Source organism: Amycolatopsis saalfeldensis, from assembly GCF_900110575.1.
Classification (GTDB): domain Bacteria; phylum Actinomycetota; class Actinomycetes; order Mycobacteriales; family Pseudonocardiaceae; genus Amycolatopsis; species Amycolatopsis saalfeldensis.
Window position 1 is genome coordinate 225,575 of record NZ_FOEF01000006.1, and the last position, 21,994, is coordinate 247,568.

Annotated in this window: 24 protein-coding genes; 17 read left to right on the forward strand and 7 right to left on the reverse strand. The window is 72.1% G+C overall.

Features of this window, described 5'->3' with window-relative positions:
• Positions 1-64: 64 nt before the first annotated feature.
• The 3 genes from BMY97_RS16515 to BMY97_RS16525 all read left to right on the forward strand — a co-directional run bounded on the left by BMY97_RS16515 (position 65) and on the right by BMY97_RS16525 (position 3,016).
• Positions 65-1,312, forward strand: coding sequence for an aspartate aminotransferase type Ic (locus BMY97_RS16515; protein WP_091617725.1), 1,248 nt, complete (start codon positions 65-67; stop codon positions 1,310-1,312).
• A 68-nt stretch (positions 1,313-1,380) separates the two neighbouring features.
• Positions 1,381-2,487 carry an FAD-dependent oxidoreductase gene (locus tag BMY97_RS16520; protein ID WP_091617726.1) on the forward strand — a complete coding sequence of 369 codons (1,107 nt, stop codon included), beginning with the start codon at positions 1,381-1,383 and terminating at the stop codon, positions 2,485-2,487.
• Between the two features lie 40 nt (positions 2,488-2,527).
• Positions 2,528-3,016: a YbjQ family protein gene (locus tag BMY97_RS16525; protein WP_091617727.1), complete on the forward strand. Its 489-nt coding sequence runs from the start codon at positions 2,528-2,530 to the stop codon at positions 3,014-3,016.
• Between the two features lie 64 nt (positions 3,017-3,080).
• Here BMY97_RS16525 and BMY97_RS16530 read toward each other — a convergent pair whose 3' ends face one another.
• Entirely contained in the window at positions 3,081-4,877 is a 1,797-nt protein-coding gene (locus BMY97_RS16530) for an AMP-dependent synthetase/ligase (protein WP_091617728.1), read from the reverse strand.
• Positions 4,878-4,989: 112 nt separating this feature from the next.
• On the opposite strand from BMY97_RS16530, the gene BMY97_RS16535 reads away from it, so the two are divergent.
• Genes BMY97_RS16535 through BMY97_RS16565 form a run of 7 tightly spaced genes read left to right on the forward strand, consistent with a single transcriptional unit; the run spans position 4,990 to position 10,170 of the window.
• On the forward strand, positions 4,990-5,421 hold the full coding sequence (locus BMY97_RS16535; RefSeq protein ID WP_091617729.1) for a polyketide cyclase / dehydrase and lipid transport: 432 nt from the start codon (positions 4,990-4,992) through the stop codon (positions 5,419-5,421).
• 9 nt (positions 5,422-5,430) lie between these two features.
• A complete protein-coding gene (locus BMY97_RS16540; RefSeq protein WP_091617730.1) occupies positions 5,431-6,225 on the forward strand; it encodes a metallophosphoesterase family protein in 795 nt (264 codons plus the stop codon).
• A 27-nt stretch (positions 6,226-6,252) separates the two neighbouring features.
• Positions 6,253-6,696, forward strand: a complete 444-nt coding sequence (locus BMY97_RS16545; protein WP_091617731.1) for an SRPBCC family protein — start codon at positions 6,253-6,255, stop codon at positions 6,694-6,696.
• A gap of 9 nt (positions 6,697-6,705) precedes the next feature.
• Positions 6,706-7,884, forward strand: coding sequence for an ArsA family ATPase (locus tag BMY97_RS16550; protein WP_091617732.1), 1,179 nt, complete (start codon positions 6,706-6,708; stop codon positions 7,882-7,884).
• Positions 7,881-8,318, forward strand: coding sequence for a hypothetical protein (locus BMY97_RS16555; protein WP_177231375.1), 438 nt, complete (start codon positions 7,881-7,883; stop codon positions 8,316-8,318). The genes BMY97_RS16550 and BMY97_RS16555 overlap by 4 nt, the downstream gene beginning before the upstream one ends.
• A gap of 15 nt (positions 8,319-8,333) precedes the next feature.
• Positions 8,334-9,293, forward strand: coding sequence for an ROK family protein (locus BMY97_RS16560; RefSeq protein ID WP_091617733.1), 960 nt, complete (start codon positions 8,334-8,336; stop codon positions 9,291-9,293).
• Positions 9,294-9,297: 4 nt separating this feature from the next.
• Positions 9,298-10,170 carry an NUDIX domain-containing protein gene (locus tag BMY97_RS16565; protein WP_091617734.1) on the forward strand — a complete coding sequence of 291 codons (873 nt, stop codon included), beginning with the start codon at positions 9,298-9,300 and terminating at the stop codon, positions 10,168-10,170.
• Positions 10,171-10,176: 6 nt separating this feature from the next.
• On the opposite strand, the gene BMY97_RS16570 is transcribed toward BMY97_RS16565, so the two are convergent.
• Genes BMY97_RS16570 through BMY97_RS16580 form a run of 3 tightly spaced genes read right to left on the reverse strand, consistent with a single transcriptional unit; the run spans position 10,177 to position 12,603 of the window.
• Positions 10,177-11,313 carry a glutamate--cysteine ligase gene (locus BMY97_RS16570; RefSeq protein WP_091617735.1) on the reverse strand — a complete coding sequence of 379 codons (1,137 nt, stop codon included), beginning with the start codon at positions 11,311-11,313 and terminating at the stop codon, positions 10,177-10,179.
• Between the two features lie 10 nt (positions 11,314-11,323).
• Positions 11,324-11,839: a hypothetical protein gene (locus BMY97_RS16575; RefSeq protein ID WP_091617736.1), complete on the reverse strand. Its 516-nt coding sequence runs from the start codon at positions 11,837-11,839 to the stop codon at positions 11,324-11,326.
• Positions 11,839-12,603 (reverse strand): alpha/beta hydrolase, encoded by a 765-nt coding sequence (locus tag BMY97_RS16580; protein WP_091617920.1) that lies wholly within the window; start codon positions 12,601-12,603, stop codon positions 11,839-11,841. The genes BMY97_RS16575 and BMY97_RS16580 overlap by 1 nt, the downstream gene beginning before the upstream one ends.
• Before the next feature lie 220 nt (positions 12,604-12,823).
• Here BMY97_RS16580 and BMY97_RS16585 point away from each other — a divergent pair, with 220 nt between their 5' ends.
• The 3 genes from BMY97_RS16585 to BMY97_RS16595 are packed head-to-tail and all read left to right on the forward strand — an operon-like array spanning position 12,824 to position 15,104.
• Positions 12,824-13,585: a lysophospholipid acyltransferase family protein gene (locus BMY97_RS16585; protein WP_091617737.1), complete on the forward strand. Its 762-nt coding sequence runs from the start codon at positions 12,824-12,826 to the stop codon at positions 13,583-13,585.
• A gap of 34 nt (positions 13,586-13,619) precedes the next feature.
• A complete protein-coding gene (locus BMY97_RS16590; protein WP_091617738.1) occupies positions 13,620-14,108 on the forward strand; it encodes a polyadenylate-specific 3'-exoribonuclease AS in 489 nt (162 codons plus the stop codon).
• A 33-nt stretch (positions 14,109-14,141) separates the two neighbouring features.
• On the forward strand, positions 14,142-15,104 hold the full coding sequence (locus BMY97_RS16595) for a S41 family peptidase (protein ID WP_091617739.1): 963 nt from the start codon (positions 14,142-14,144) through the stop codon (positions 15,102-15,104).
• Positions 15,105-15,109: 5 nt separating this feature from the next.
• Here BMY97_RS16595 and BMY97_RS16600 read toward each other — a convergent pair whose 3' ends face one another.
• The gene (locus BMY97_RS16600; protein WP_425425281.1) at positions 15,110-16,216 is read right to left on the reverse strand and encodes a 3-deoxy-7-phosphoheptulonate synthase; all 1,107 of its coding nucleotides are present in this window, start codon (positions 16,214-16,216) and stop codon (positions 15,110-15,112) included.
• 279 nt (positions 16,217-16,495) lie between these two features.
• Between BMY97_RS16600 and BMY97_RS16605 the strand changes: the two genes are divergently transcribed.
• Both BMY97_RS16605 and BMY97_RS16610 read left to right on the forward strand, forming a co-directional pair.
• Entirely contained in the window at positions 16,496-17,521 is a 1,026-nt protein-coding gene (locus BMY97_RS16605) for a 6-phosphofructokinase (RefSeq protein WP_091617740.1), read from the forward strand.
• Between the two features lie 92 nt (positions 17,522-17,613).
• Positions 17,614-18,930 carry a S41 family peptidase gene (locus tag BMY97_RS16610; RefSeq protein WP_091617741.1) on the forward strand — a complete coding sequence of 439 codons (1,317 nt, stop codon included), beginning with the start codon at positions 17,614-17,616 and terminating at the stop codon, positions 18,928-18,930.
• A 135-nt stretch (positions 18,931-19,065) separates the two neighbouring features.
• On the opposite strand, the gene BMY97_RS16615 is transcribed toward BMY97_RS16610, so the two are convergent.
• A complete protein-coding gene (locus BMY97_RS16615; RefSeq protein ID WP_091617742.1) occupies positions 19,066-19,836 on the reverse strand; it encodes a group II truncated hemoglobin in 771 nt (256 codons plus the stop codon).
• A gap of 70 nt (positions 19,837-19,906) precedes the next feature.
• Here BMY97_RS16615 and BMY97_RS16620 point away from each other — a divergent pair, with 70 nt between their 5' ends.
• On the forward strand, positions 19,907-20,248 hold the full coding sequence (locus tag BMY97_RS16620; RefSeq protein WP_091617743.1) for a winged helix-turn-helix transcriptional regulator: 342 nt from the start codon (positions 19,907-19,909) through the stop codon (positions 20,246-20,248).
• A 21-nt stretch (positions 20,249-20,269) separates the two neighbouring features.
• Here the strand turns inward: BMY97_RS16620 and BMY97_RS16625 are convergent, their stop codons facing one another.
• On the reverse strand, positions 20,270-20,581 hold the full coding sequence (locus tag BMY97_RS16625; RefSeq protein WP_091617744.1) for a metalloregulator ArsR/SmtB family transcription factor: 312 nt from the start codon (positions 20,579-20,581) through the stop codon (positions 20,270-20,272).
• 164 nt (positions 20,582-20,745) lie between these two features.
• Between BMY97_RS16625 and BMY97_RS16630 the strand changes: the two genes are divergently transcribed.
• Positions 20,746-21,993 (forward strand): glycoside hydrolase family 18 protein, encoded by a 1,248-nt coding sequence (locus BMY97_RS16630; protein ID WP_091617745.1) that lies wholly within the window; start codon positions 20,746-20,748, stop codon positions 21,991-21,993.
• Position 21,994: the final 1 nt, after the last annotated feature.

A 21,994-nucleotide genomic window follows, 5' to 3' on the forward strand; every position in this document is an offset into this window, starting at 1 on the left:
CACGTTAGACCCTGGACAGGGGGTCATCGGAAATGATAGTGACGCGCGGTTTAGCGTGGTGTCCATGACCACTGCTCCTGTCGACGTCGACTCCGCCCGCCGTGACTACGCGGCGCTCGTCGGCCGCGGCCTCTCCCTGGACATCACCCGCGGCAAGCCGTCCCCCCGGCAGCTCGACCTCTCGGCCGACCTGCTGACGCTGCCGAACGGCCGGTACAAGGCCGAGGACGGCACGGACACGCGCAACTACGGCGGCGGCGCCAAGGGCCTGCCGGAGCTGCGCCGGGTGTTCGCCGAAGCGTTGCAGGTCCCGGTGGACCAGCTGCTCGCCGTGGGCAACTCGAGCCTCGAGCTGATGCACGACGCCGTGGTGCAGTCGCTGCTCAGCGTGCTGCCGGGCGGCGAGCGCCGCTGGGCCGACGAGCCGCGGGTCGCGATGCTCTGCCCGGTCCCGGGTTACGACCGGCACTTCCACCTCGCCCAGCGGTTCGGCATCGAGCTGATCCAGGTGCCGATGACCGAGGCCGGCCCGGACATGGACGTGGTCGAGCGCCTCGTCGCCGAGGACGCCGGGATCAAGGGCATCTGGTGCGTGCCGAAGTACTCGAACCCGACCGGCAGCACCTTCTCCGACGACACCGTGCGCCGGCTGGCGGGCATGGCCACCGCGGCGCCGGACTTCCGGATCTTCTGGGACAACGCCTACGCCGTGCACCACCTCACCGATGACGAGCCGGTGCTGGCCGACGTGCTCGCGCTCTGCGCCGAGGCGGGCAACGCGGACCGCGCGTTCGTCTTCGGCTCCACCTCGAAGATCACCCTCGCCGGGGCCGGCGTCGGGTTCTTCGGCGCGTCGGCGGCCAACATCGCCTGGTGGTCCGGCCTGGTCGCCAAGCGCACGATCGGCCCGGACAAGGTGAACCAGCTGCGGCACGCGCTGTTCCTGAAGGACGCCGACGGGGTCCGCGCCCACATGCGCAAGCACGCGGAGATCCTGGCGCCGAAGTTCGCCGCGGTGGACCGCATCCTGACCGAGGAGCTGGGCGGCTCGGGCCTGGCGAGCTGGACGCGGCCGGCCGGCGGGTACTTCATCACGCTGACCGCGCCCGAGGGCACCGCCAAGGAGATCGTGCGGCTGGCCAAGGAGGCGGGCGTCGCGCTGACCCCGGCCGGCGCCACCCACCCGTACGGCGACGACCCGGCCGACGCGACCATCCGCATCGCGCCGTCCTTCCCCGAGATCGGCGAGCTGGAAGAGGCGGTCCGCGGCCTGGTGGTCTGCCTGCGGCTCGCGGTCGCCGAGCGCGCCTGAGCCGGATCCGTGCCGCCATCCGTCCGTTAGGGTCGGTGGCGGCACTTTCTTTTCGGGGGGTTTGGTCGATGCGGGTTCTCGTCGCCGGCGGCGGCATCTCGGGCACGGTCACGGCGATGGCGCTGCAGCGCGCGGGGCACGAGGCCGTGGTCTTCGAGGCTTACCCGTCCGGCGGAGCGGACGCGGGCGCGTTCCTCACCGTGATGCACAACGGGATGGACGCCCTGCGCGCGATCGAGGCCGACGGCCCGGTGATCGAGGCGTCGTTCGCCGCCCTCGGCGTCGAGGTGGTCGCGCCCGGCGGTGAAACCGTGGGCACCCGCGACTTCGACGACGTCGGGCTGGCCGGCCCGCGCACGCTCACCCGCGCCGCGTTCTACCGCGTGCTGCAGGAGGAGGCGGGCCGTCGCGGGATCACCGTGACGCACGGGCGCCGGCTGGTCTCGGCCGGATCGGGCCCGGACGGGGTGGTCGCCACCTTCGACGACGGCTCCACCGAATCCGGCGATGTGCTGATCGGCGCGGACGGCCTGCACTCGGTGGTCCGCACCCTGATCGACCCGGACGCCGACCGGCCGCGCTTCACCGGCCTCACCGTCGTTTACGGCTACACCCGCGCCGGCGGCTTCCCCCCGGCCCCGGGCGTCTACCGGATGATCCGCGGCAGCCGCGCGGCGTTCGGCTACACCACCGCGCCGGACGGCGCCACGTTCTGGTTCGCCCGCATCGACGACACCGAGCGGCCCCGCGACGAGATCGCCGCGGTGACCCCGGCGCAGTGGCGCGAGTTCGCGCACGGGAAGTTCGACGGCGATCCGTTGCCGTGCGCGGACATCATCGCGGCCACCGGCGACGAGGTCTTCGGCGGCCACTCCTACGACGTGCCGGCCACCCGGCTCTGGTCCACCGGCCGGATGGTGCTGGTCGGCGACGCGGCCCACGCGGCGTCCCCGGCGGCCGGGCAGGGCGCTTCGATGGCGCTGGAAGACAGCGTGGTGCTCGCCCTGTGCCTGCGGGACGAGCCGGACGCGCCCTCGGCCTTCGCCGCGTACGAGCGATTGCGCCGCACCCGCGTCGAAAAGCTGGTGGCCGCGAGCGCGGGCGAGGACGTCGGCGAGGAGCCCGGCTGGCTGTATCACCACCACATCGACTGGAACGAGCGGATCACTTCCTGATTAACGGGTGCGGCGGCCTCGGTCTGGTTACGATCCGTCCATGACACAACCCGCGCCCCCGCAGCAGTTCCCGATCCTGCTGTCCACTATGAACGATCTGCCCGGCTACCGCGTGGTTCGCGTGTTCGGCGAGGTTTTCGGGCTGACCGTGCGCAGCCGCAACATGTTCTCCAACATCGGTGCCGGCTTCAAGTCGATGGCGGGCGGTGAGCTCAAGGGCCTGTCGAAGCTGCTGTCGGACTCGCGTTACGAGGCGCTGCACCGCCTTTCGCAGGAAGCCATGCAGCACGGCGCGAACGCGGTGCTCGCGTTGCGCTTCGACTGCAACGAGATCGCCCAGACGGCCAGCGAGATCGCCGCGTACGGCACCGCCGTGTACGTCGTCCCCGAAGGCGGCCAGCAGCCCCCGGCCGGCCAGCAGCAGGGCCAGCAGCAGCCCCCGGCGGGCCAGCCGCAGCAGGGCCAGCCGCAGGGTCAGCCGCCGCAGCAGCAGCAGTTCCAGCCGCCGCAGAACTTCCAGCAGGGCTGAGCCCTTCCGCGAACGCCGATGGCCCCCCGGTCCGCGAACCAGGGGGCCATCGGCGTCGAACGGGTTACTTCCGGTACAGCGCTTCGATGTCGCCGGCGTAGTTCTTGCTCACCACGTTGCGCTTGAGCTTCATGCTCGGCGTGATCTCGCCGCCCGCCTCGGTGAAGTCCTTGGCCAGCACGGTGAACTTCTTGATCGCCTCGGCGTGCGAGACCTGCCGGTTGGCCTCGTCCACCGCGGCCTGGATCTCCTTGAGCAGGTCCTCGTCCGTGGCCAGATCGGCGACCGTGGCCTGCGCGGGCTTGCCGTGCTGGGTCTTCCACGACGGGAAGTACTCCTCGTCCACGGTCACCAGCGCGCCGATGAACGGCCGCTGGTCGCCCACCACCATGGCCTGGCTGATCAGCGGCGACGCCTTGATCGTGTCCTCCAGCCCGGACGGCGCCACGTTCTTGCCGCCCGCGGTGACGATGATCTCCTTCTTGCGTCCGGTGATCTTCAGGAAGCCGTCGGCGTCGAGCTCGCCGAGGTCGCCGGTGTGGAACCAGCCGTCGGTGAGCGATTCGGCCGAAGCCTCGGCGTTGTTGTGGTACGCGCCGAAGACGACCCCGCCCTTGACCAGGATCTCGCCGTCGTCGGCGATGCGGACCGAGTTGCCCGCCACCGGCTTGCCGACGGTGCCGACGCGGAACGCGGTCTTGGTGTTCACGTTCGCCGCCGCCGAGGTCTCGGTCAGGCCGTAGCCCTCGAACACCGGCACGCCGATGCCGCGGAAGAAGTGCGCCAGCCGCGCGCCCAGCGGGGCACCGCCGGACACCGCCGCGACGCACCGGCCGCCGAGCGCCGCGCGGAGCTTGCTGTACACGAGCCTGTCGAACAGCAGGTGCTTGGCGCGCAGGCCGAACCCGGCGCCGCCGCCGTCCTGGGCCTCGCTGTACGCGACCGCCACGGCCTCCGCCGCGTCGAAGATCTTGCCCTTGCCTTCGCTGTGCGCCTTCTGCTTCGCCGAGTTGTAGACCTTCTCGAACACCCGCGGCACGGCGACCACGAACGTCGGGCGGAAGGTGCCCAGGTCGGGGACCAGGTTCTTGACGTCCGGGGTGTGCCCCAGCGTGACCCGGGCCGAGAGCGCGGTGACGGCGATGGCGCGGGCCAGGATGTGCGCCAGCGGCAGGAAGCACAGCAGCGAGTTGCCCTGCTCCATCAGCTCCGGGAAGGCCTCGATGTCGGCCCGGATCTCGGTCAGCAGGTTGCGGTGCGTCAGCTCGACGCCCTTGGGCCGCCCGGTGGTGCCGGAGGTGTAGACGATGGTGGCCAGCTCGCCCGCGGAGACGGCGCGCCGCCGCGAGTGCAGGTCCTCGTCGGAGATCTCGGCGCCCAGCGCGGTCAGCTCGTCGATCGCGGGGGAGGCGCTCTCGATCTGCCAGGTCAGCTCCAGCGCGGTCAGCCGGTCGCGGACCTGGTCGACGGCGCCGCGGTGCTCGTCGGTCTCCACGATCACGGCCTTCGCGGCCGAGTCCGAGAGGATCCACTGCACCTGCTCGGGCGAGGACGTCTCATAGATCGGGACGGTGACCGCGCCGGCGGCCCAGATCGCGAAGTCGATCAGGGTCCACTCGTAGCGGGTCTTCGACATCAGGGCGACGCGGTCGCCGTGCCCGATGCCGGCCCCGGCGAGGCCCTTCGCGACGGCCGCGACCTGGTCCGCGAAGTCCTTCGCGGTGACGTCGAGCCAGCTGCCGTCGACCTGCCTGCGGAAGCTGACGACGTCGGAGAACCGCTCGGCGTTAGCCCAGACGACATCCGCCAGGTTCTCGTCGTCGGTCACCGGCTTCCCGGCGGGGGCGCTGTATTCGCGCACGTGGACCTCCGTGTTCGACGCGTGCGGTTACCCGCCGGTCAACTTAGCTTGCCGTAGACCTTAAGACCACGCCGCGGCGGCCCGCCGGACGAGGTCATGACATTCTGCGCCGGTGAACCCCGGACCACCTGCACTGGACCTCGTGGACGAGACCTTCATCGTCGTGCCGCCGAGCACCGTCGCCGCGGCGTTCGCCGACCCGGCCGCCTGGCGGCGGTACTGGCCGGACCTTTCCCTCGAGGTCTACACCGACCGCGGGGACAAGGGCCTGCGCTGGACCGTGACCGGCGCGCTCGTCGGTACGATGGAGGTCTGGCTGGAACCCGTGCTCGACGGCACCGTGCTGCACTACTTCCTGCGCGCGACGCCCGCCGGCCCCGGCGGCGCGCCGCGTGAGCTGAGCCCGCGCGAGCTGCGCCGTGAGTTCGACCGCCGCGCCCGCGCGGCGAAGGAGCTCACGCTGGGGCTCAAGGACGTCCTCGAGGACGGGCGCGAGCCCGGGATCCCGCCGCAGTGGCTCCCGGAGCCGGGGTCCGAGGACTAGGAGGGTCTTGTGCGGGTTCACGTCGTTTCGGACGTGCACGGCAACGCCGACGCGCTGAAGCGGGCCGGTGAGGGGGCGGACGCGCTGGTCGTGCTCGGCGACCTGCTCGACTTCGTCGACTACCGCGAGCACGACAAGGGCATCATGGGCGCCCTGTTCGGCGCGGAGCGGGTCGGCGAGTTCGCGCGGCTGCGCCGGGAGGGCAGCCGGGACGAGACCGTCGCGTACTCCCGCACGCTCTGGGCCACCCTCGACGACCCGGCCGCGGCCGTCGACGAGGCGGTGCGCAGCCAGTACGCGACCCTGTTCGCCGCGATGACCGCGCCCACCTACGCCACCCCCGGCAACGTCGACGCGCCCGCGCTGTGGCCCGAGTTCACCGGCTCCGGCGTCGAGGTGCTCGACGGCGAGGTGACCACCATCGGCGGCCTGCGGTTCGGCTTCGTCGGCGGCGCGGTGCTGCCCGAGGGCGTCGTGCCGCGGCCCCGCAAGGGCGCGGCCTGGCGGCCCTACCTGCGGGCCCGCGAGGAATTCGACGAGTCCGTGGCCAAGCTCGAGAACGTCGACGTGCTCTGCACGCACATCCCGCCCGCCGTGGCCGACCTGACCTACGACGTGGTCGCGCGCCGCGCCGAGCTGGGCTCGAAGGCGCTGCTGGAGCTGATCCGCGAGCAGCGGCCGCGGTGGTCGGTGTTCGGCCACGTGCACCAGCCGCTGGCCGCGCGGCGGCGGCTCGGGCGCACCGAGTGCCGTAACGTCGGTCACTTCAAGGAGACCGGGCAGCCCTACGTGCTGCGCTGGTGAAGACGCTCTCCGGCTACGCTTCGTCCCATGGCCGAGCAGTCCACGCAGTCCATCGAGGTCGACGCCGAGCCCGCCCGGGTGCTGGCGGTGATCGCCGACTTCCCCGCCTACCCCGAGTGGGCGAAGGCCGTCCGTGAGGCCGAGGTGCTGGGCACCGACGACGCCGGGCGCGCGAAGCAGGTGAAGCTCACCCTGGACGCCGGCCCGATCAAGGACGTGTACACCCTCGAGTACGACTGGGACGCCACCGGCCTCGGCGTCAGCTGGCACCTGGTCAAGGGCCAGATGCAGAAGGCGCAGAACGGTCGTTACGCGTTGGAGGACCTGCCCGGCGGGCGCACGAAGGTGACGTACACGCTGTCGGTGGAGCTGGCGCTGCCGATGATCGGGCTGCTGCGGCGCAAGGCCGAGAAGATGGTCATGGACACCGCGCTGAAGGAACTCAAGAAGCGGGCCGAAGGCGGGGAATAGGGCGAGCGCATGCGGATCCTGCTGTTCACCGGCAAGGGGGGTGTCGGGAAGACCACGCTCGCCGCGGCCACCGCCACCGCGCTGGCCGGCCGCGGCAGGAAGACGCTGGTCGTCTCCACCGACCCGGCGCACTCGCTGGGCGACGCGTTCGGCCGCGCGCTCGGGGCGGAGCCGTCCGAAGTGGACGTCGCGCCCGGCACCGCCGCGGTGGCGAACCGGCTGTCGGCCGTGCAGGTCGATTCCCGCTCACTGGCCGACCGGACCTGGGACGACCTGCGCGGCCAGCTGCGCTCGACGCTGGCGGGCGCCGGCCTCGACGCGCTGGACGCCGAGGAGCTGACCGTGCTGCCGGGCGTCGACGAGCTGCTCGCGCTGACCGAGGTGCAGCGGCTCGCCGAGCACGGCCCGTGGGACACCGTGGTGGTCGACTGCGGCCCGACCGCCGAGACGCTGCGGCTGCTCGCGTTGCCCGAGGCCGTTTCGGGGTATTTGAAGCGGATGTACGGCTGGAAGGCGGGCCGTCGCGGCCGCGTGGTGGACTCGGTGGGCCGGCTCGGCGCGCACCTGGAGTCGTTGCGCGCGCTGCTCACCGACCCGGCCGTGACCACGGTCCGGCTGGTGCTCACCCCGGAGCGGGTGGTGGTCGCCGAGGCGCGGCGCACGCTCAGCGCGCTGGCGCTGCGCGGCATCGCCGTGGACGGCCTGATCGCGAACCGGCGGATGCCCGCGCCCGGCTTCTGGCGCGGTTCGGCCGCCGCCTGGCTGCGCACCCGGCGGACCCAGCAGGACGCGGTGCTGGCCGAGCTGGCGGCCGCGGGCTTCGGGCCGCGCGAGCTGGCGCGCGTCGAGCACCGGGCGAGCGAGCCGGTGGGCGCGCGGGCGCTGGCAGAGCTGGCCGAAGAGCTGTACCACGGGCAGGACCCGTTGGCGGGCAACGGAAAGCCCGTCACCCCGTTGCTTCAGGTCAGCCCGGCCGAGGACGGCTTCCGGCTGCGCGTGGCGATCCCGCTGGAGCGGGACGCGGACGTGGACCTCGCCCGCGTCGACGACGACCTGGCGATCACCGTGGACGGCTTCCGCAGGCTGATCGCCCTGCCCGAGCCGCTGCGGCCGTGCCGGATCACCGGCGCGGAATCCGACGCCGACGGCCTGGTGGTCAGCCTGGCCGGGAACCGGGGACCCGGGTGAGCGAAGACGACGAGTCCGGCGCCGAGGGCCTTCGGCTGGCCGAGGAGATCCGCCTGCTGACCGAGATGCTGGTGGAGCGCGCCGCGCCCTGGCTCGACGGGGTGATCTCGGCCGGTCACGGCGGTGACGAGTCCCACGAAGCGGGGGCCGAGGGCGGTTCGACGTGCGGCTGGTGCCCGCTGTGTGCCATCGTCGCCGTCGTGCGAGGTGAGCGGCCGGAGTTCGCCGCCCGGGTGCTGGAACAGCTGGCCCAGCTGGTGGCGCTGCTGCGGGCGGTGCTCGCCGACCGGTGGGAGCCGGACGAGGGCGTGCACATGCCGGGCTTCCGGCCCGAGCCCCGGCCGGCGGCGCCCGAGGCGTCTCCGGAGGGGTCCCGGGTGCAGCACATCGCCGTCCTCAAGCGGGAAGACTGGCGGCCGGAGCGGGAGAGCTGAGTGCTGACGATAGGGGTGGACGTCGGGGGCACGAGTGTGCGCGCCGGCGTCGTGGACGAGCGGGGTTCGCTGCTGGACACCGCCCGCGTCGGGACGCCGAGCGAGGAGAACGCGCTCGAGGACGCCATCGCGGGCGTCGTCGAGGACCTGCGCAACCGGCACGAGGTCGCGGCCGTCGGGCTGGCCGTGGCCGGGTTCGTGACGCGGGACCGCCGTTCGGTGATGTTCGCGCCGCACCTGGCCTGGCGCGACGCGCCAGTGGCCGACCGGATCGCCAAGCGCGTGGGCCTGCCCGTGACGCTGGAGCACGACGTGAACTCGGCCGTCGTCGGCGAGCACCGCTTCGGCGCCGCGCGCGGGGCGAAGGTGGCGGCGCTGGTCGCGCTGGGCACCGGCATCGGCGCCGGCCTGCTGCTCGACGGCGAGATCTACCGCGGCGCGTACGGCGTCGCGCCCGAGCTGGGCCACCTGACCATGGTGCCTGGCGGGCGGGCCTGCCCGTGCGGGAAGTACGGCTGCTGGGAGCGCTACTGCAGCGGCACGGCGCTGGCCGCGACGGCCGTCGAGCTGCTCGCGCGCTACCCCGGCCGTTCGACGGTGCTTTCGCGCGAGATCGCGGGCGACCCGGGCTCGGTCACCGGCCGCCGGGTGGCCGGCGCCGCGCGTGACGGCGACCCGATCGCGTTGCGGGCGATGGCCGAGCTGGCCAAGTGGCTCGGCGAGGGCCTGGCACTGGTGGCGGACGTGTTCGACCCGGAGATCATCGTGATCGGCGGCGGGGTGTCGGAGTCCGCGCCGCTGTTCCTCGACGAGGCCCGCGAGCACTACGCCGGCGCCATCACCGGCGCCCGCTATCGGCCGCTGGCCCGCATCCGCACCGCGCACCTCGGCGACGACACGGCGATCGTCGGCGCCGCGGCGCTGGCCGTCGACGCCGCGAAGGTTCCCGGAGCCGAAGTCGGTGTGACAGGCTGAAGGCGTGACGCCGAGGACCGCCAGCCGCTTCGTGCGGTGCACCACCTGCGGCCGGCTGCACTGGGGAGCGTTCGGCGCGGCCGGGCTCCTGCTCTCGGACCCCGCGCGCGGCGTGCTGCTGCAACGGCGGGCCTGGTGGGTGCACAACGGCGGCACCTGGGCCCTGCCCGGCGGCGCGCTGGAAGTGGGCGAGACCGTGCGAGACGCGGCCGCCCGCGAGGCGTGGGAAGAGGCGGACGTGGCGAAGTCCGATTTCCGGGCGCTGTCCGCTTCGGTGCTCGACCACGAAGTCTGGCGCTACACCACCGTTCTCGGTGTCGCGCACAGCTCGCTCGACGCGCGGGTGGCCAACCAGGAGAGCGCGGAGGTCCGCTGGGTCGACCCCGGCGACGTCGCGGATTTGCCGCTGCACAGGGATTTCGCCGCTTCGTGGCCACGGCTGCGCGCGCAGATCGGCCGTGAACTCGTGCTGGTGGTCGACGGTGCGAACGTCGTCGGCTCGCGCCCCGACGGCTGGTGGCGCGACCGCCGCGGCGCGGCCGAGCGGCTGCGCGACCGCTTGGTGAAACCGGCCGAGACGGGGATCCCGGACGCGGTCGCGGGCATCGGCGCCGGACCGGAGTGGACGTGGTGGCCCCGGGTCGTGCTCGTCGTCGAGGGCCAGGCCCGCGGCGTCGAGCCGGCGTCGGGCGTGCAGGTCGTCCCCGCCGAGACCGACGGCGACTCGAAGATCGTCGAGGTCACGGCGTCGGCCCGCACCCGCCCGGACGACCACGTGGTCGTGGTGACGGCCGACCGTGAGCTGCGCGGCCGCGTCACGGATCTCGGCGCTTCGGTGATCGGCCCGGGCACGCTCCTGCGTCACCTCGACAGCTGACCAGGCTCAGCGGGCGATGCCGTCGCGCATCTCGGCGACCAGCGAGGCCACCACGGCCTTCAGCGAGCCGTTGTACTGCTTCGCCACCGCTCGTTGGCGCAGGTAGCTCGGGCCGCAGGCCAGGATCGTCTCGACGTCGCGCAGTTCGGCCGCGCATTCCAGCCGGCGGGCCACCGGCTCGAGGCGGTCCAGCAGGTCGGCGATGTCGTCGGTGACCAGGCGCTCGCGGCCGGCGGCGTCGAGGATGACGATCGCGTCGATGCCGTAGCGGGCGGCGCGCCACTTGTTCTCCTGGACGTGCCACGGCGGCAGCGTCGGCAGCCGCTCGCCGTCGTCGAGGCGGGTGCTGAAGTCCTCCACCAGGCATTGCGTCAGCGCCGAGATGGCGCCGACCTCCTCCAGCGTCGGCAGGCCGTCGCACACGCGCATTTCGATCGTGCCGAACTGCGGCGCCGGGCGGATGTCCCAGCGGATCTCGGAGAAGTGGTCGATCACGCCGGTGGTGAACATGTCGGCCACGTACTGCTCCAGCTCGCCCCACTCGGCGAACTGGAACGGCAGCCCGGCCGTCGGCAGCTGCTGGAACATCAGCGCCCGGTTGGACGCGTACCCGGTGTCCTCCGCGCCCCAGTACGGCGAGGACGCCGAGAGCGCCTGAAGGTGCGGCGCGTAGTTCAGCATCGCGTCGAGCACCGGCAGCGCCTTGTCCCGGTGGTCGAGGCCGACGTGCACGTGGACGCCGTAGATCAGCATCTGCCGGCCCCACCACTGGGTGCGGTCGATCAGCTTGGCGTACCGCGCCTTGTCGGTCACTTTCTGCTGGTACCAATTGGAAAACGGGTGCGTGCCGGCGGAGAACAGCTCCACGCCCAGCGGGTCGGTGACCTGGTGCACCAGGTCGAGCGATTCGGTGAGGTCGGCCTTCAGCTCGGCCACCGTGGTGCAGACGCCGGAGATCACCTCGATGGTGTTGAGCAGCAGCTCCTGCTTGATCTTCGGGTGCTCGGCGGCGCCGTCCGGGCGCACCTGGTCGAGGATCCGCTCCGCTACCGAGGACAGCTCGCCGCTGCGCCGGTCCACCAGCGCCAGTTCCCACTCTGCGCCGATCGTCGAACGGCGTGAAGGGGTGAAGTCGATCCGCATGCCCGCCCGGTCAGACCTGGGCGCCGTTGTGCGGGTCCGCGCCGGGCGGCGGGCCCTGGCGCACGCGCAGCAGCAGGAGCGCGATCGCCGTGGCGAGCGCGAGGATGCCCAGCGGCATGGACAGCGAGGGGCTGACGCCGATCAGGTTCGGCACGATCAGCAGCAGCAGTCCCACCACGAAGAACAGCAGGACCACGAAGGCGCCCTTGCGCGGGCGGGGCAGCGGCGGGGGCTCCGGCGGGACGAAGTGCTCGTCGTCCTCGGCCGGGTCGTCGGAGAACATGGTGGCGTCCCACGTCGTGCCGCCACCGCGCCAGCCTTCGCTCGGCTCCGCGGGCTTGTCCTGCTTCGCGGGCGGCGTGCTGGGCGGGCTGGTGTCCGAGGGCCGGTCGGCCGCCGTGTCCTCGGCGACCTCCAGCGCGTCCTCGGCGAACACGCCCACCCCTTCCGCGCGCAGGTCCGCCACGATCTCGGCGAACGTCGCGTCGACGTCCTCAGGCCCGTCCGTGCCTTTCCCCCTGCTCATCAGGCACCTACCTGTCCCGCCCGCGTCGCCCGGGCGAAGTCGACACTGCTGCTGAAGATCAGTTCCGCGTCGTTGTCCTGGGTCGCGACGTGGAAGCTGTGCTCCAGCACCACTTCGGTGACGTCCGTGCTGGCGATCCCGGCCAGCACGAGCCGTGAGTTCTCGGGCTCGACGACGTGGTCGACCCGCGAGTGCAGCAGCAGCACCGGCTGCGTGACCTTGCCCAGGTCGGCGCGCACCAGGCGCCACAGCTGCGCCAGGCTGGCGGCGGCGTGCACCGGCGTGCGGGGGTAGGCCAGCTCCGTCTCGCCGGGCTTGGCGATGTCGTTCGCGATCGCGGGCACCGAGGGGACGATGTGCGCCAGCAGCGGCAGCAGCTTCGTGTCCCACTTCAACCGGGTGACCGACGGGTTGACCAGCACGAGCCCGGCGATCCGGTCGCCGAACTCCTCGGCCAGCCGCAGGGTGAGCGTGCCGCCCATGGACAGGCCGCCGACGTACACCGTCTCGCAGGTGGAAAGCAGCGCGAGCAGCTCCTCGCGCACCGCGCCGTACCAGTCCTGCCAGGTCGTGCGGTTCAGGTCCTGCCAGCGGGTGCCGTGGCCGGGCAGCAGCGGGCAGCGGACCGCGTACCCGGCTTCGGCCAGGTGGTCGCCCCATGCCCGCAGCCCCGCCGGCGTCCCGGTGAAGCCGTGGCAGAGCAGGAACCCGGCCCCGGACGAACCGGTGTGGGCGAACGGTTCCGCGCCGGCGAGCACGCCCATGACGAACGCCTTCCGATCGAAGCGGTGTAGGTCTTCCATGCTCTCACGCTCGCGCGGTGTTGTGGGGCCCCGGCCGGTCCCCGTGCTCACCCGCCTGCGCTGTGAGATCGGTCGCTGCCGGGCAGTAGCCCCCGGTCTCGCATTGTGCGCGGACCGCCGGGTTTCGTAGTCTTGACCACTGAGAACTCGGACGTCGGGCCACGGGAAGGACAAGAGCGCGGTGCTGTACTGGCTCATGAAGTTCGTGTTCATCGGTCCGCTGCTCAAGACGCTGTGGCCGACCAAGGTCGTGGGCGCGGAGAACATCCCCGAGACCGGCGGCGTGATCCTGGCCGGCAACCACCTCGCGGTGGCCGACTCGTTCTTCATGCCGCTGCGAGTCAAGCGCAAGGTCACCTTCCCGGCCAAGTCCGAGTACTTCACCGAGCCGGGCCTGAAGGGCCTGCTCAAGAAGTGGTTCTTCACCGGCGTCGGCCAGATCCCGATCGACCGCTCCAGCGGCAACGCGGCGCAGGCCGCCCTCGACACCGCCACCCGCCTGGTCCGCGAGGGCCACCTGCTCGGCATCTACCCCGAGGGCACGCGCTCGCCCGACGGCCGGCTGTACAAGGGCAAGACCGGCGTCGCGCGGATCGCGTTGGAGTCGCGCGGCCTGGTCGTGCCGGTCGCCATGGTCGGCACCGACAAGGTCAACCCGATCGGCTCCAAGATGTGGTGGCCGCGCCGCCTGGAGATCCGCTTCGGCACGCCGCTGGACTTCTCGCGTTACGACGGCCTGTCCGGCGACCGCTTCATCGAGCGGTCGATCACCGACGAGATCATGTACGCGCTGATGGAGCTGTCCGGCCAGGAGTACGTGGACATCTACGCGGCGAAGGCCAAGGAGCTGATCGCCGCCGAGGCCGCCGGGGTCAAGGCGAAGGTGCCGGAGCAGCCGTCCGGCCGCGACGCCGCCCGGGTGCCCGAGACCAAGGCGGGCTAGCGGCGCCGCGAAGCGACGCTGCTACGTTTTCGCGATGCGTTTTTTCTACGACACCGAGTTCATCGAGGACGGCGTGACGATCGACCTGGTGTCGATCGGTGTCGTTGACGAGCGCGGCCGAGAGTTCTACGCCGTGTCGACCGACTTCGACCCGGGCAAGGCCGGCCCCTGGGTGCGGGACAACGTGCTGCCGAAGCTGCCCTCGCCGGCCGACCCCGCATGGCGCAGCCGCGAGAAGATCCGCACCGACCTGCTGGAGTTCTTCGGCAAGCCCCCGGGCGGCATCGAGCTGTGGGCCTGGTTCGCGGCGTACGACCACGTCGCCCTCGCCCAGCTGTGGGGCCCGATGCCCGCGTTGCCGCGCCAGCTGCCGCGCTTCACGCGTGACCTGCGCCAGCGCTGGGAGGACGCGGGCAAGCCCAAGCTGCCCGCCGCCCCCACCGACCAGCACGACGCACTGGCCGACGCCCGCCACAACTACCAGCGCTGGGACGTCATCGAGTCGGCCTTCCGCCGCCGCTGAGATATCCGGGTCCGGCCGCGCTGGGGGAGTGCGATGCGTCGTCTGCTTGCCGTTTTCGTGGTGCTTGTCGCGGGTTTGGCCGCGTCGGCACCGAGCCCGGCTTCGCCGCGGGAGTACCTGGTCTACGCGCTCAACCTGCTGCGGGCCCACTCGATCGACCGGGACTCCCTCGACTGGCCGGAGGTGGAAGCCGACGCGCTGCACCTGGCGGCGAACGCGTCCGGCCCGGCGGGCACCTACCCGGCGATCCAGAGCGTGATCCACCAGCTGGGCAACCCGCACACCAGCCTGCTCACCCCCGCGCAGGCGGTGCCCCCGCTGCCGCAGACCATCGAGGTGCCGACCAGCTGGACCTCGGGCGACGTGGCCGTGCTGACCATCCCGCAGTTCACCTTCGACCCGGCCGCCGAGCGCCGGTACGTCGACGCCGGGCAAACCGCCGTCGCGAACGCCGATTCGAGCCGTCCGTGCGGCTGGATCGTCGACCTGCGCGGCAACGTCGGCGGGGCGATGGCCCCGATGCTCACGGTACTGGCGCCGCTGCTGGACGAGGGGGTGCTGGGCTCGTTCCAGGGCCCCGACGGCACGAGCGCCTGGACCCTGCGCGACGGTCAGGTCCTGCTCGACGGCAAGCCGCAGGCCGCCGAGGCCAACCCGGTGCGCCTGGCCCGTCCGCGGCCGCCGGTCGCCGTGCTCACCGACGGCCGGACGGCCAGCTCGGGTGAGCTGACCCTGGTGGCCTTCCGCGGCCGGTCCCGCACCGCCGCCTTCGGCCAAGCCACCGCCGGTTTCGTCACCGGCAACGAAGCCTTCCGGCTCAGCGACGGCGCCGAACTGCTGGTCACGACCTCGCGCGCCGTGGACCGGGCCGGCCGCGTCTACGACAACACCCCGATCCGGCCCGATCACCCGCTGCCCGCGGCCACGACCAACGATGAAGTGGTCGCGGCCGCGACGGCGTGGCTGCACACCCAAACCGGGTGCGCCCACCGCTGAGCCGGTCAGCGACGCGCGCGGACGGCGGCGGCGAGCGTGTCGAGCAGGCCGGTGGTCGAGTCCCAGTCCAGGCAGGCGTCGGTGATCGACTGGCCGTAGGTCAGCTCGGAAGCCCGGCCCAGCACCAGCTCCTGGCGCCCGGCGGTCAGGAAGCTCTCCATCATCAGGCCGACGATCCCGCGCTCGCCCTCGGCGATCCGCGCGGCCAGCTCCGTCACCACCTCGCCCTGGCGGACGTGGTCCTTCCGGCTGTTGCCGTGGCTGGCGTCGATGATCACGCGCTCCGGCAGACCCGACTTCTCCAAGCGCCCCAGCGTTTCGGTCACCGACGCGGGGTCGTAGTTGGGGCCGGCCGAGCTGCCGCGCAGGATCACGTGGCAGTCCGGGTTGCCGGAGGTGGTCAGCAGCGCCGCGAGGCCGTCGATGGTGATGCCGGGGAACACGTGGGACGCCGCGGCCGCGCGGGTGGCGTCGACCGCCACCTGGATGTCGCCCTCGGTCGAGTTCTTGATCCCCACCGGCATCGACAGCGCACTGCACAGCTGCCGGTGCACCTGGCTCGCCGCCGTGCGCGCGCCGATCGAGCCCCAGCTGACGATGTCGGCGATGAACTGCGGCGTGATCGGGTCCAGGAACTCGCACCCCACCGGCAGGCCGAGCGCCGACACGTCGAGCAGCAGCTCCCGGGCCAGCCGCAGGCCCTTGTTCACGGCGAAGGTGCCGTCGAGGTCCGGGTCGTTGATCAGGCCCTTCCAGCCCAGCGTGGTGCGCGGCTTCTCGAAGTACACGCGCATCACGATGTGCAGGTCGCCGCGCAGCTCCTCGGCCTTGGCGGCCAGCTTGCGGGCGTAGTCGAGCGCGGCTTCGGGGTCGTGCACCGAGCACGGGCCGACGACGACGGCGAGCCGGTCGTCGCGCCCGTCGAGGATGTCGACGGTCTCACTGCGGCCCTGCCGGACCACCTTGGCCACGGCGGCGTCCACGGGATGGTCCTCGCGGAGCAGGGCGGGGGAGATGAGCGGGCTGATCGCGGTGGTGCGGTGGGCGTCGAGCGTGCCCGCGTCGGCGGGACCGGCGCTGAGTTTTTGAGTGATCAGCTGGGGGGTGGTCACGGGTGAGTCCTTCCTGGAGGACACCGACCCGCGGGGAACTCGCCGAGCCGGTGGGAAATCCGGCTCGGGCGGTGGAGGTCAGCGCAGGTTCACGCCGCCGTGCCCACCCGGGGCCGGCTTCGTAAACCAGAAATAGCGCTGCACGGCGCCAACCTAGCACAGCCGTGACGCCGTACCGATTCGCCAGGTGGTACGGGCTGCACCGATCCAGAGGAAAGCCGCTACCCTGGCGGCGAAATGTGACTGCAATCTCCACGTGACGAAAGACGGAGGCTCGAGATGCGTGTCGGTGTGCTGACGGGTGGCGGGGACTGCCCGGGCCTGAACGCGGTGATCCGCGCGGTGGTCCGCAAGGGCATCGAGGTGCACGGCTGGGAGCTCGTCGGCTTCCGCAACGGGTGGCAGGGGCCGCTCACCGGCGACAGCAGGCCGCTCGGCCTCGACGACGTCGAAGACATCCTCACCCGCGGCGGCACGATCCTGCGCTCCTCGCGGACGAACCCGTACAAGGTCGACGGCGGGGTCGAGAAGATCAAGTCCGTGCTGGCCGAGCAGCAGGTCGACGCGCTGATCGCGATCGGCGGCGAGGACACCCTCGGCGTCGCGAAGCGGCTGACCGACGACGGCATCGGCGTGGTCGGCGTGCCCAAGACGATCGACAACGACCTGGGCGCCACCGACTACACGTTCGGCTTCGACACCGCGGTGTCCATCGCGACCGAGGCGATCGACCGGCTGCACACCACCGCGGAGTCGCACCACCGCGCGCTGGTGATCGAGGTCATGGGCCGGCACGCCGGCTGGATCGCGCTGCACTCCGGCGTGGCCGGCGGCGCGAGCGTGATCCTCATGCCGGAGCGCGAGTTCTCCGTCGACCAGGTCGTTGAGTGGGTCGAGCGCCGGTTCGAGCGCGAGTACGCGCCGATCATCGTGGTCGCCGAGGGCGCGCTGCCCGAGGGCGGCCAGGAGAAGCTGCTGACCGGTGAGAAGGACTCCTTCGGGCACGTCCGCCTCGGCGGCATCGGCAACTGGCTGGCCGACGAGATCGCCGGCCGCACCGGTAAGGAGTCGCGGGCCGTGGTGCTCGGGCACGTGCAGCGCGGCGGCACGCCGACCGCGTACGACCGCGTGCTCGCCACCCGCTTCGGCCTGCACGCGGTGGACGCGGTGGCCGACGGCGACTTCGGCGTGATGGTGGCGCTGAAGGGCACCGACATCGTCCGCGTGAAGCTGTCGGAGGCGACCGCCGAGCTCAAGACGGTGCCGCTGGAGCGTTACGAAGAGGCCGAGGTCTTCTTCGGCTGAGTCCTGGCCGCACCGGGTGGGGCCAGCCCCACCCGGTGTACTGGGGCGCGCGGGATTCCGGGCGCTCCCGCCGGATCACTACCTTCGCTGCCATGCGGATTCTCTTGGCGGGCTTGGCCCTGTTCTCGCTGGCGGCGGTTCCCGGCCCCGTTGTGTCCACTGCGTCCACTGTGGATGGTGTGTGGCGGACCGACGGCTACGGGCAGCTCGTGGCGGTCTCGGGCGGCCGGCTGACCACCTACGACGTCACCTCGGTCAGCTGCCTGCCGGGCTCGCTCACCGGGACCGGCGACGGCACGACGTTCACCACGAACGAGGGCACTGTCGCCACGGTCCGCCAGGGCACGCTGAGCTTCGACGGCGACCTGGGCGTGCGATCGCTGCGCCGCCTGCCGGGCGGGCTGCCCCGCGCCTGCCAGGCGGCGCCGGACCGGAGCGCACTGTCCACTTTCGACGTCTTCTGGCACACCTACGCCGAGAACTACCCGTTTTTCGCCGCGAAGGGCGTCGATTGGCGGGCCGAAGGGCAGGCCGCGCGCGCCGAGGTCGCCGCGCACCCGGAACGGCTGTACGACGTCCTCTGTGGACTGATCACCCCGTTGCACGACGCGCACGTCGGCCTGCTGACGCCGGACAAGCGCTGCACGTCGCCGCGGCCGGGCACCCCGGATCCCTCGATCATCCCGCGGGCCGTCGCCGTGACGGACGCCGCGCTCGGCGCCCCCGTCCAGCGCTGGGCCGACGGGGCGATCGCGTACGCCGACCTGCCGGGCGGCCTCGGCTACCTGCGGATCACCGGCTTCCAGGGCTACACCGACACGTTCGCCGGCGACCGCGAGGTGCTGGAGCACGCGCTCGACGCGGTCTTCACGGCTTCCCGCACGGAATCGCTGCGCGGGCTGGTGCTCGACCTGCGCGTGAACGGCGGCGGCGCCGACCCGCTGGGCCTCGCCGTCGCGGCCAGGCTGACCGGCGCGCCGCACTTCGCCTACGCCAAGCGCACCCGCAACGACCCGGCCGACCCGGCGCGGTTCACCACCCCGCAGCCGTTCACCGTGCGCCCGGCCGCGGGACCGCGCTACACCGGCCCGCTCGCCGTGCTGGTGGGGAACCTCGACGTGTCGGCGGGGGAGACCTTCACGCAGTCCCTGCTCAACCGCACGCCGCGACCGATCCTGATCGGCGAGAACACCCAGGGCGTCTACTCCGACACGATGGACCGCACCCTGCCGGAACCGGGCTGGACGGCCGTCGTGCCCAACGAGGAGTACCTCGACCCGCGCGGGCACACGTACGACGGCACCGGCATCGCCCCGGACGTCCGCACGCCGGTCTTCACCCCCGCCGAACTGACGGCCGGCCGCGACACCGCGCTGGCCACGGCGCGCCGCCTTTTGAGCGGCAGTTAGCCAGGACGCGGGGGTCTGCTGCGGCGGTCTGTTCCGGTCCCCATGCGGCATCGGCCCCAGGTCGGCAGGCCGGTTTCACCCCGCCGAGCTGGCGGCCGTTCGCGACAAGCGCGCCGCCTCCTGAGCGGCAGCTGATCAGGACGACGGCGCCTGCCACGGCGGCCTGACCCAGTCCCAGTGCGGCACCGGCTCGTCGGTGGCGGGACCGGCATCGGGTGCCGAGAACAGCACGGCCAGCCGGCTGCCCCACTCCAGGTAGCCGGCGAACGAGGCGCGGAATTCCGGGTCGGCGGGCAGGCCGGCCTCGTCGGCGGCGTCGAGCAGGAGCGACACCCAGCGGCGGCGCTGCTCCTCGGTGATCCCGCGGCCCAGGTGCCTGCCGATCATGTGCGGGTGCCCGCCGTGGTGGTCGGTGTAGTCCGGCGGCCCGCCGAGCACCTCGCCGAGCCAAGTCGCGACGTGCTCGGCGTGGTGGGCGTCCATGGTGCGGAAAACCGGTTCCAGCAACGGGTCCTGGAGCACGTGGCCGTAGAAGACCTCGGTCAGGCGCACGAGTGCCGGGCCGCCGCCGGCCCACTCGTACAGCGTGGGCGGGCGGGCGCCGCCCTGGCCCGCCACGGCGGTCGGCTCGTAGTGGCGCATCTCGTCGAGGTCCCCGACGTAGTCGCGGATCGCCGCGAAGAACGCCGGGAAGTGCGGGCCGCCGCGGAAGCCTTCGAGGTGGTCCTTCGCCGAGGTCCACCGGATTGCCAGGATGTAGCGCGTAGGGTCTTCGGCGCAGCGGCTGAGGTCGTAGCCGAGGCATTGGGGCGCCTTCGCGAGCGAGACGGCGGCCTCGGCGTACGCGGCCTCGAACGCCGCCGCCCGGTCGCCTGGAATGGTGTAGCGCAGGTATTCCACGATCATGCGGCCAGCAGACCGCACCCGGCGCGGCCGGGCAACCACGTACTTTCCGGTGCGTAGCGAGGAGGCCGTGATGACGGGCAGGCGGTACTGGTGCCCGGTCGAGCTCGCCGTCGACGTGATCGGCGGGCGGTGGAAGCCGGTGATCCTGGCGCACCTCAAGGAGGGCGTGCACCGCTACGGCGAGCTGCGCCGCCGCATGCCGGGCATCAGCGAGAAGATGCTCACCCAGCAGCTGCGCGAGCTGACCGCCGACGGGCTCGTCCGCCGCGAGAGCCTCGACGGCAGGGTGCCGCACGTCGAGTACCGGCTCACCGAGGAGGGCGAGGCGCTCGGCCCCGCCCTCACCGCGCTCTACGCCTGGGGCGAACGCCGGGCCGCGGCCACCGGGATCACGTTCGAGACGCCGGCCTGACGCGTCACTCTGCGTCCCGGGTCAGGCTGGGTCGGTCGCGTCCAGGTGCTGCTCCAGCGCGTCGAGCCGGCCGGACCAGAACCGGCGGTACGGCGCCAGCCAGGCGTCCACCTCGGCCAGCGGCTCGGGGCGCAGCCGGTAGCAGCGGCGCTGGGCCGCGACCCGCACCGTGACCAGGCCGGCCTCCCGCAGCACGCGCAGGTGCTTGGACACGGCCGGCTGGCTGAGCGCCAGCTCGTCGACCAGTTCGCCGACGGACCGCTCGCCGTCGCGGAGCAGGTCGAGGATCGAGCGGCGGCGGGGCTCGGCGAGGACGTCGAAAGTCTGCATCACACCGGGGAATGTGCCTCCCCGCGTTCATGCCTGTCAAGGAATGTGCGAATTGCCCGGTGTCGTATCTGGACTAGACCATTGACCTAATGGTCTAGTCCACTTTACGGTGTGACGGTCCCCACCTCGTCCCGTCACCTGGTGTGACTCCCCGAAGGGAGCCCGGCATGGTAGGTCCGCGCAGGAAGAGCTTCTTGTCCTTGATCGGCACGGTGAGCGCAGCGCTCGTCGGCCTCGCCCTCGCCGCCCCGGCAGCGCCCGCTGCCCCCGCCCACGACAGAGAAGCCGCGCCGGCGAGCGCGCAGGCGTCCGTCGGCAAGGTCGTCGGCTACTTCACCGAATGGGGTGTCTACGACCGGAACTACCACGTCAAGAACGTCGAGACCTCCGGCTCGGCGGCGAAGCTGACGCACATCAACTACGCGTTCGGCAACGTCACCAACGGCGGCTGCGCGATCGGCGACGCGTACGCCGACTACCAGAAGACCTACGACGCCGCGGGCAGTGTGGACGGCGTCGCCGACACCTGGGACCAGCCGCTGGCCGGCAGCTTCAACCAGCTGAAGAAGCTCAAGGCCAAGCACCCCGGCCTGAAGGTGCTCTGGTCGTTCGGCGGCTGGACCTGGTCCGGCGGCTTCGGCCAGGCCGCGCAGAACCCGGCCGCGTTCGCCGACTCCTGCTACAACCTGGTCAACGACCCCCGCTGGGCCGGGGTGTTCGACGGCATCGACCTCGACTGGGAGTACCCGAACGCCTGCGGCCTGAGCTGTGACACCAGCGGCGCGGCGGCGTACAAGAACGTGATGGCGGCGATGCGGGCCAAGTTCGGCTCCTCGAAGCTGGTCACCGCGGCCATCACCGCCGACGGCACGAACGGCGGCAAGATCGACGCCGCCGACTACGCGGGCGCCGCCCAGTACGTCGACTGGTACAACGTGATGACCTACGACTACTTCGGCGCCTTCAACGCGCAGGGCCCGACCGCCCCGCACTCGCCGCTGACCTCCTACAACGGCATCCCGACCGCGGGCTTCTACGCCGACGCGGCCATCCAGAAGCTCAAGAGCAAGGGCGTCCCGGCCTCGAAGCTGTTGCTGGGCATCGGCTTCTACGGCCGAGGCTGGACCGGCGTCACGCAGGACGCCCCGGGCGGGACCGCCACCGGCCCCGCGGCGGCCAAGTACGAGCCGGGCATCGAGGACTACAAGATCCTCAAGTCCAGCTGCCCGTCCACCGGCACGATCGCCGGCACCGCGTACGCCAAGTGCGGCTCGAACTGGTGGAGCTACGACACCCCGGCCACGATCGCGGGCAAGGTCGGCTACGCCAAGACCCAGGGCCTCGGCGGCGCGATGGTCTGGGAGCTTTCGGGCGACACCACCGACGGCGAGCTGATCACCGCCGTCTCCAAGTGAT

What these genes read in the sequence shown, in the direction of transcription:
- BMY97_RS16605 (WP_091617740.1), top strand. Translation starts at nt 16,496, where the DNA reads ATGCGTGTCGGTGTGCTGACGGGTGGCGGGGACTGCCCGGGCCTGAAC.
- BMY97_RS16580 (WP_091617920.1), bottom strand. Translation starts at nt 12,603, where the DNA reads ATGGGCGTGCTCGCCGGCGCGGAACCGTTCGCCCACACCGGTTCGTCC.
- BMY97_RS16595 (WP_091617739.1), top strand. Translation starts at nt 14,142, where the DNA reads ATGCGTCGTCTGCTTGCCGTTTTCGTGGTGCTTGTCGCGGGTTTGGCC.
- BMY97_RS16590 (WP_091617738.1), top strand. Translation starts at nt 13,620, where the DNA reads ATGCGTTTTTTCTACGACACCGAGTTCATCGAGGACGGCGTGACGATC.
- BMY97_RS16630 (WP_091617745.1), top strand. Translation starts at nt 20,746, where the DNA reads ATGGTAGGTCCGCGCAGGAAGAGCTTCTTGTCCTTGATCGGCACGGTG.
- BMY97_RS16610 (WP_091617741.1), top strand. Translation starts at nt 17,614, where the DNA reads ATGCGGATTCTCTTGGCGGGCTTGGCCCTGTTCTCGCTGGCGGCGGTT.
- BMY97_RS16570 (WP_091617735.1), bottom strand. Translation starts at nt 11,313, where the DNA reads ATGCGGATCGACTTCACCCCTTCACGCCGTTCGACGATCGGCGCAGAG.
- BMY97_RS16520 (WP_091617726.1), top strand. Translation starts at nt 1,381, where the DNA reads ATGCGGGTTCTCGTCGCCGGCGGCGGCATCTCGGGCACGGTCACGGCG.
- BMY97_RS16515 (WP_091617725.1), top strand. Translation starts at nt 65, where the DNA reads ATGACCACTGCTCCTGTCGACGTCGACTCCGCCCGCCGTGACTACGCG.
- BMY97_RS16550 (WP_091617732.1), top strand. Translation starts at nt 6,706, where the DNA reads ATGCGGATCCTGCTGTTCACCGGCAAGGGGGGTGTCGGGAAGACCACG.
- BMY97_RS16525 (WP_091617727.1), top strand. Translation starts at nt 2,528, where the DNA reads ATGACACAACCCGCGCCCCCGCAGCAGTTCCCGATCCTGCTGTCCACT.
- BMY97_RS16620 (WP_091617743.1), top strand. Translation starts at nt 19,907, where the DNA reads ATGACGGGCAGGCGGTACTGGTGCCCGGTCGAGCTCGCCGTCGACGTG.
- BMY97_RS16575 (WP_091617736.1), bottom strand. Translation starts at nt 11,839, where the DNA reads ATGAGCAGGGGGAAAGGCACGGACGGGCCTGAGGACGTCGACGCGACG.
- BMY97_RS16545 (WP_091617731.1), top strand. Translation starts at nt 6,253, where the DNA reads ATGGCCGAGCAGTCCACGCAGTCCATCGAGGTCGACGCCGAGCCCGCC.
- BMY97_RS16615 (WP_091617742.1), bottom strand. Translation starts at nt 19,836, where the DNA reads ATGATCGTGGAATACCTGCGCTACACCATTCCAGGCGACCGGGCGGCG.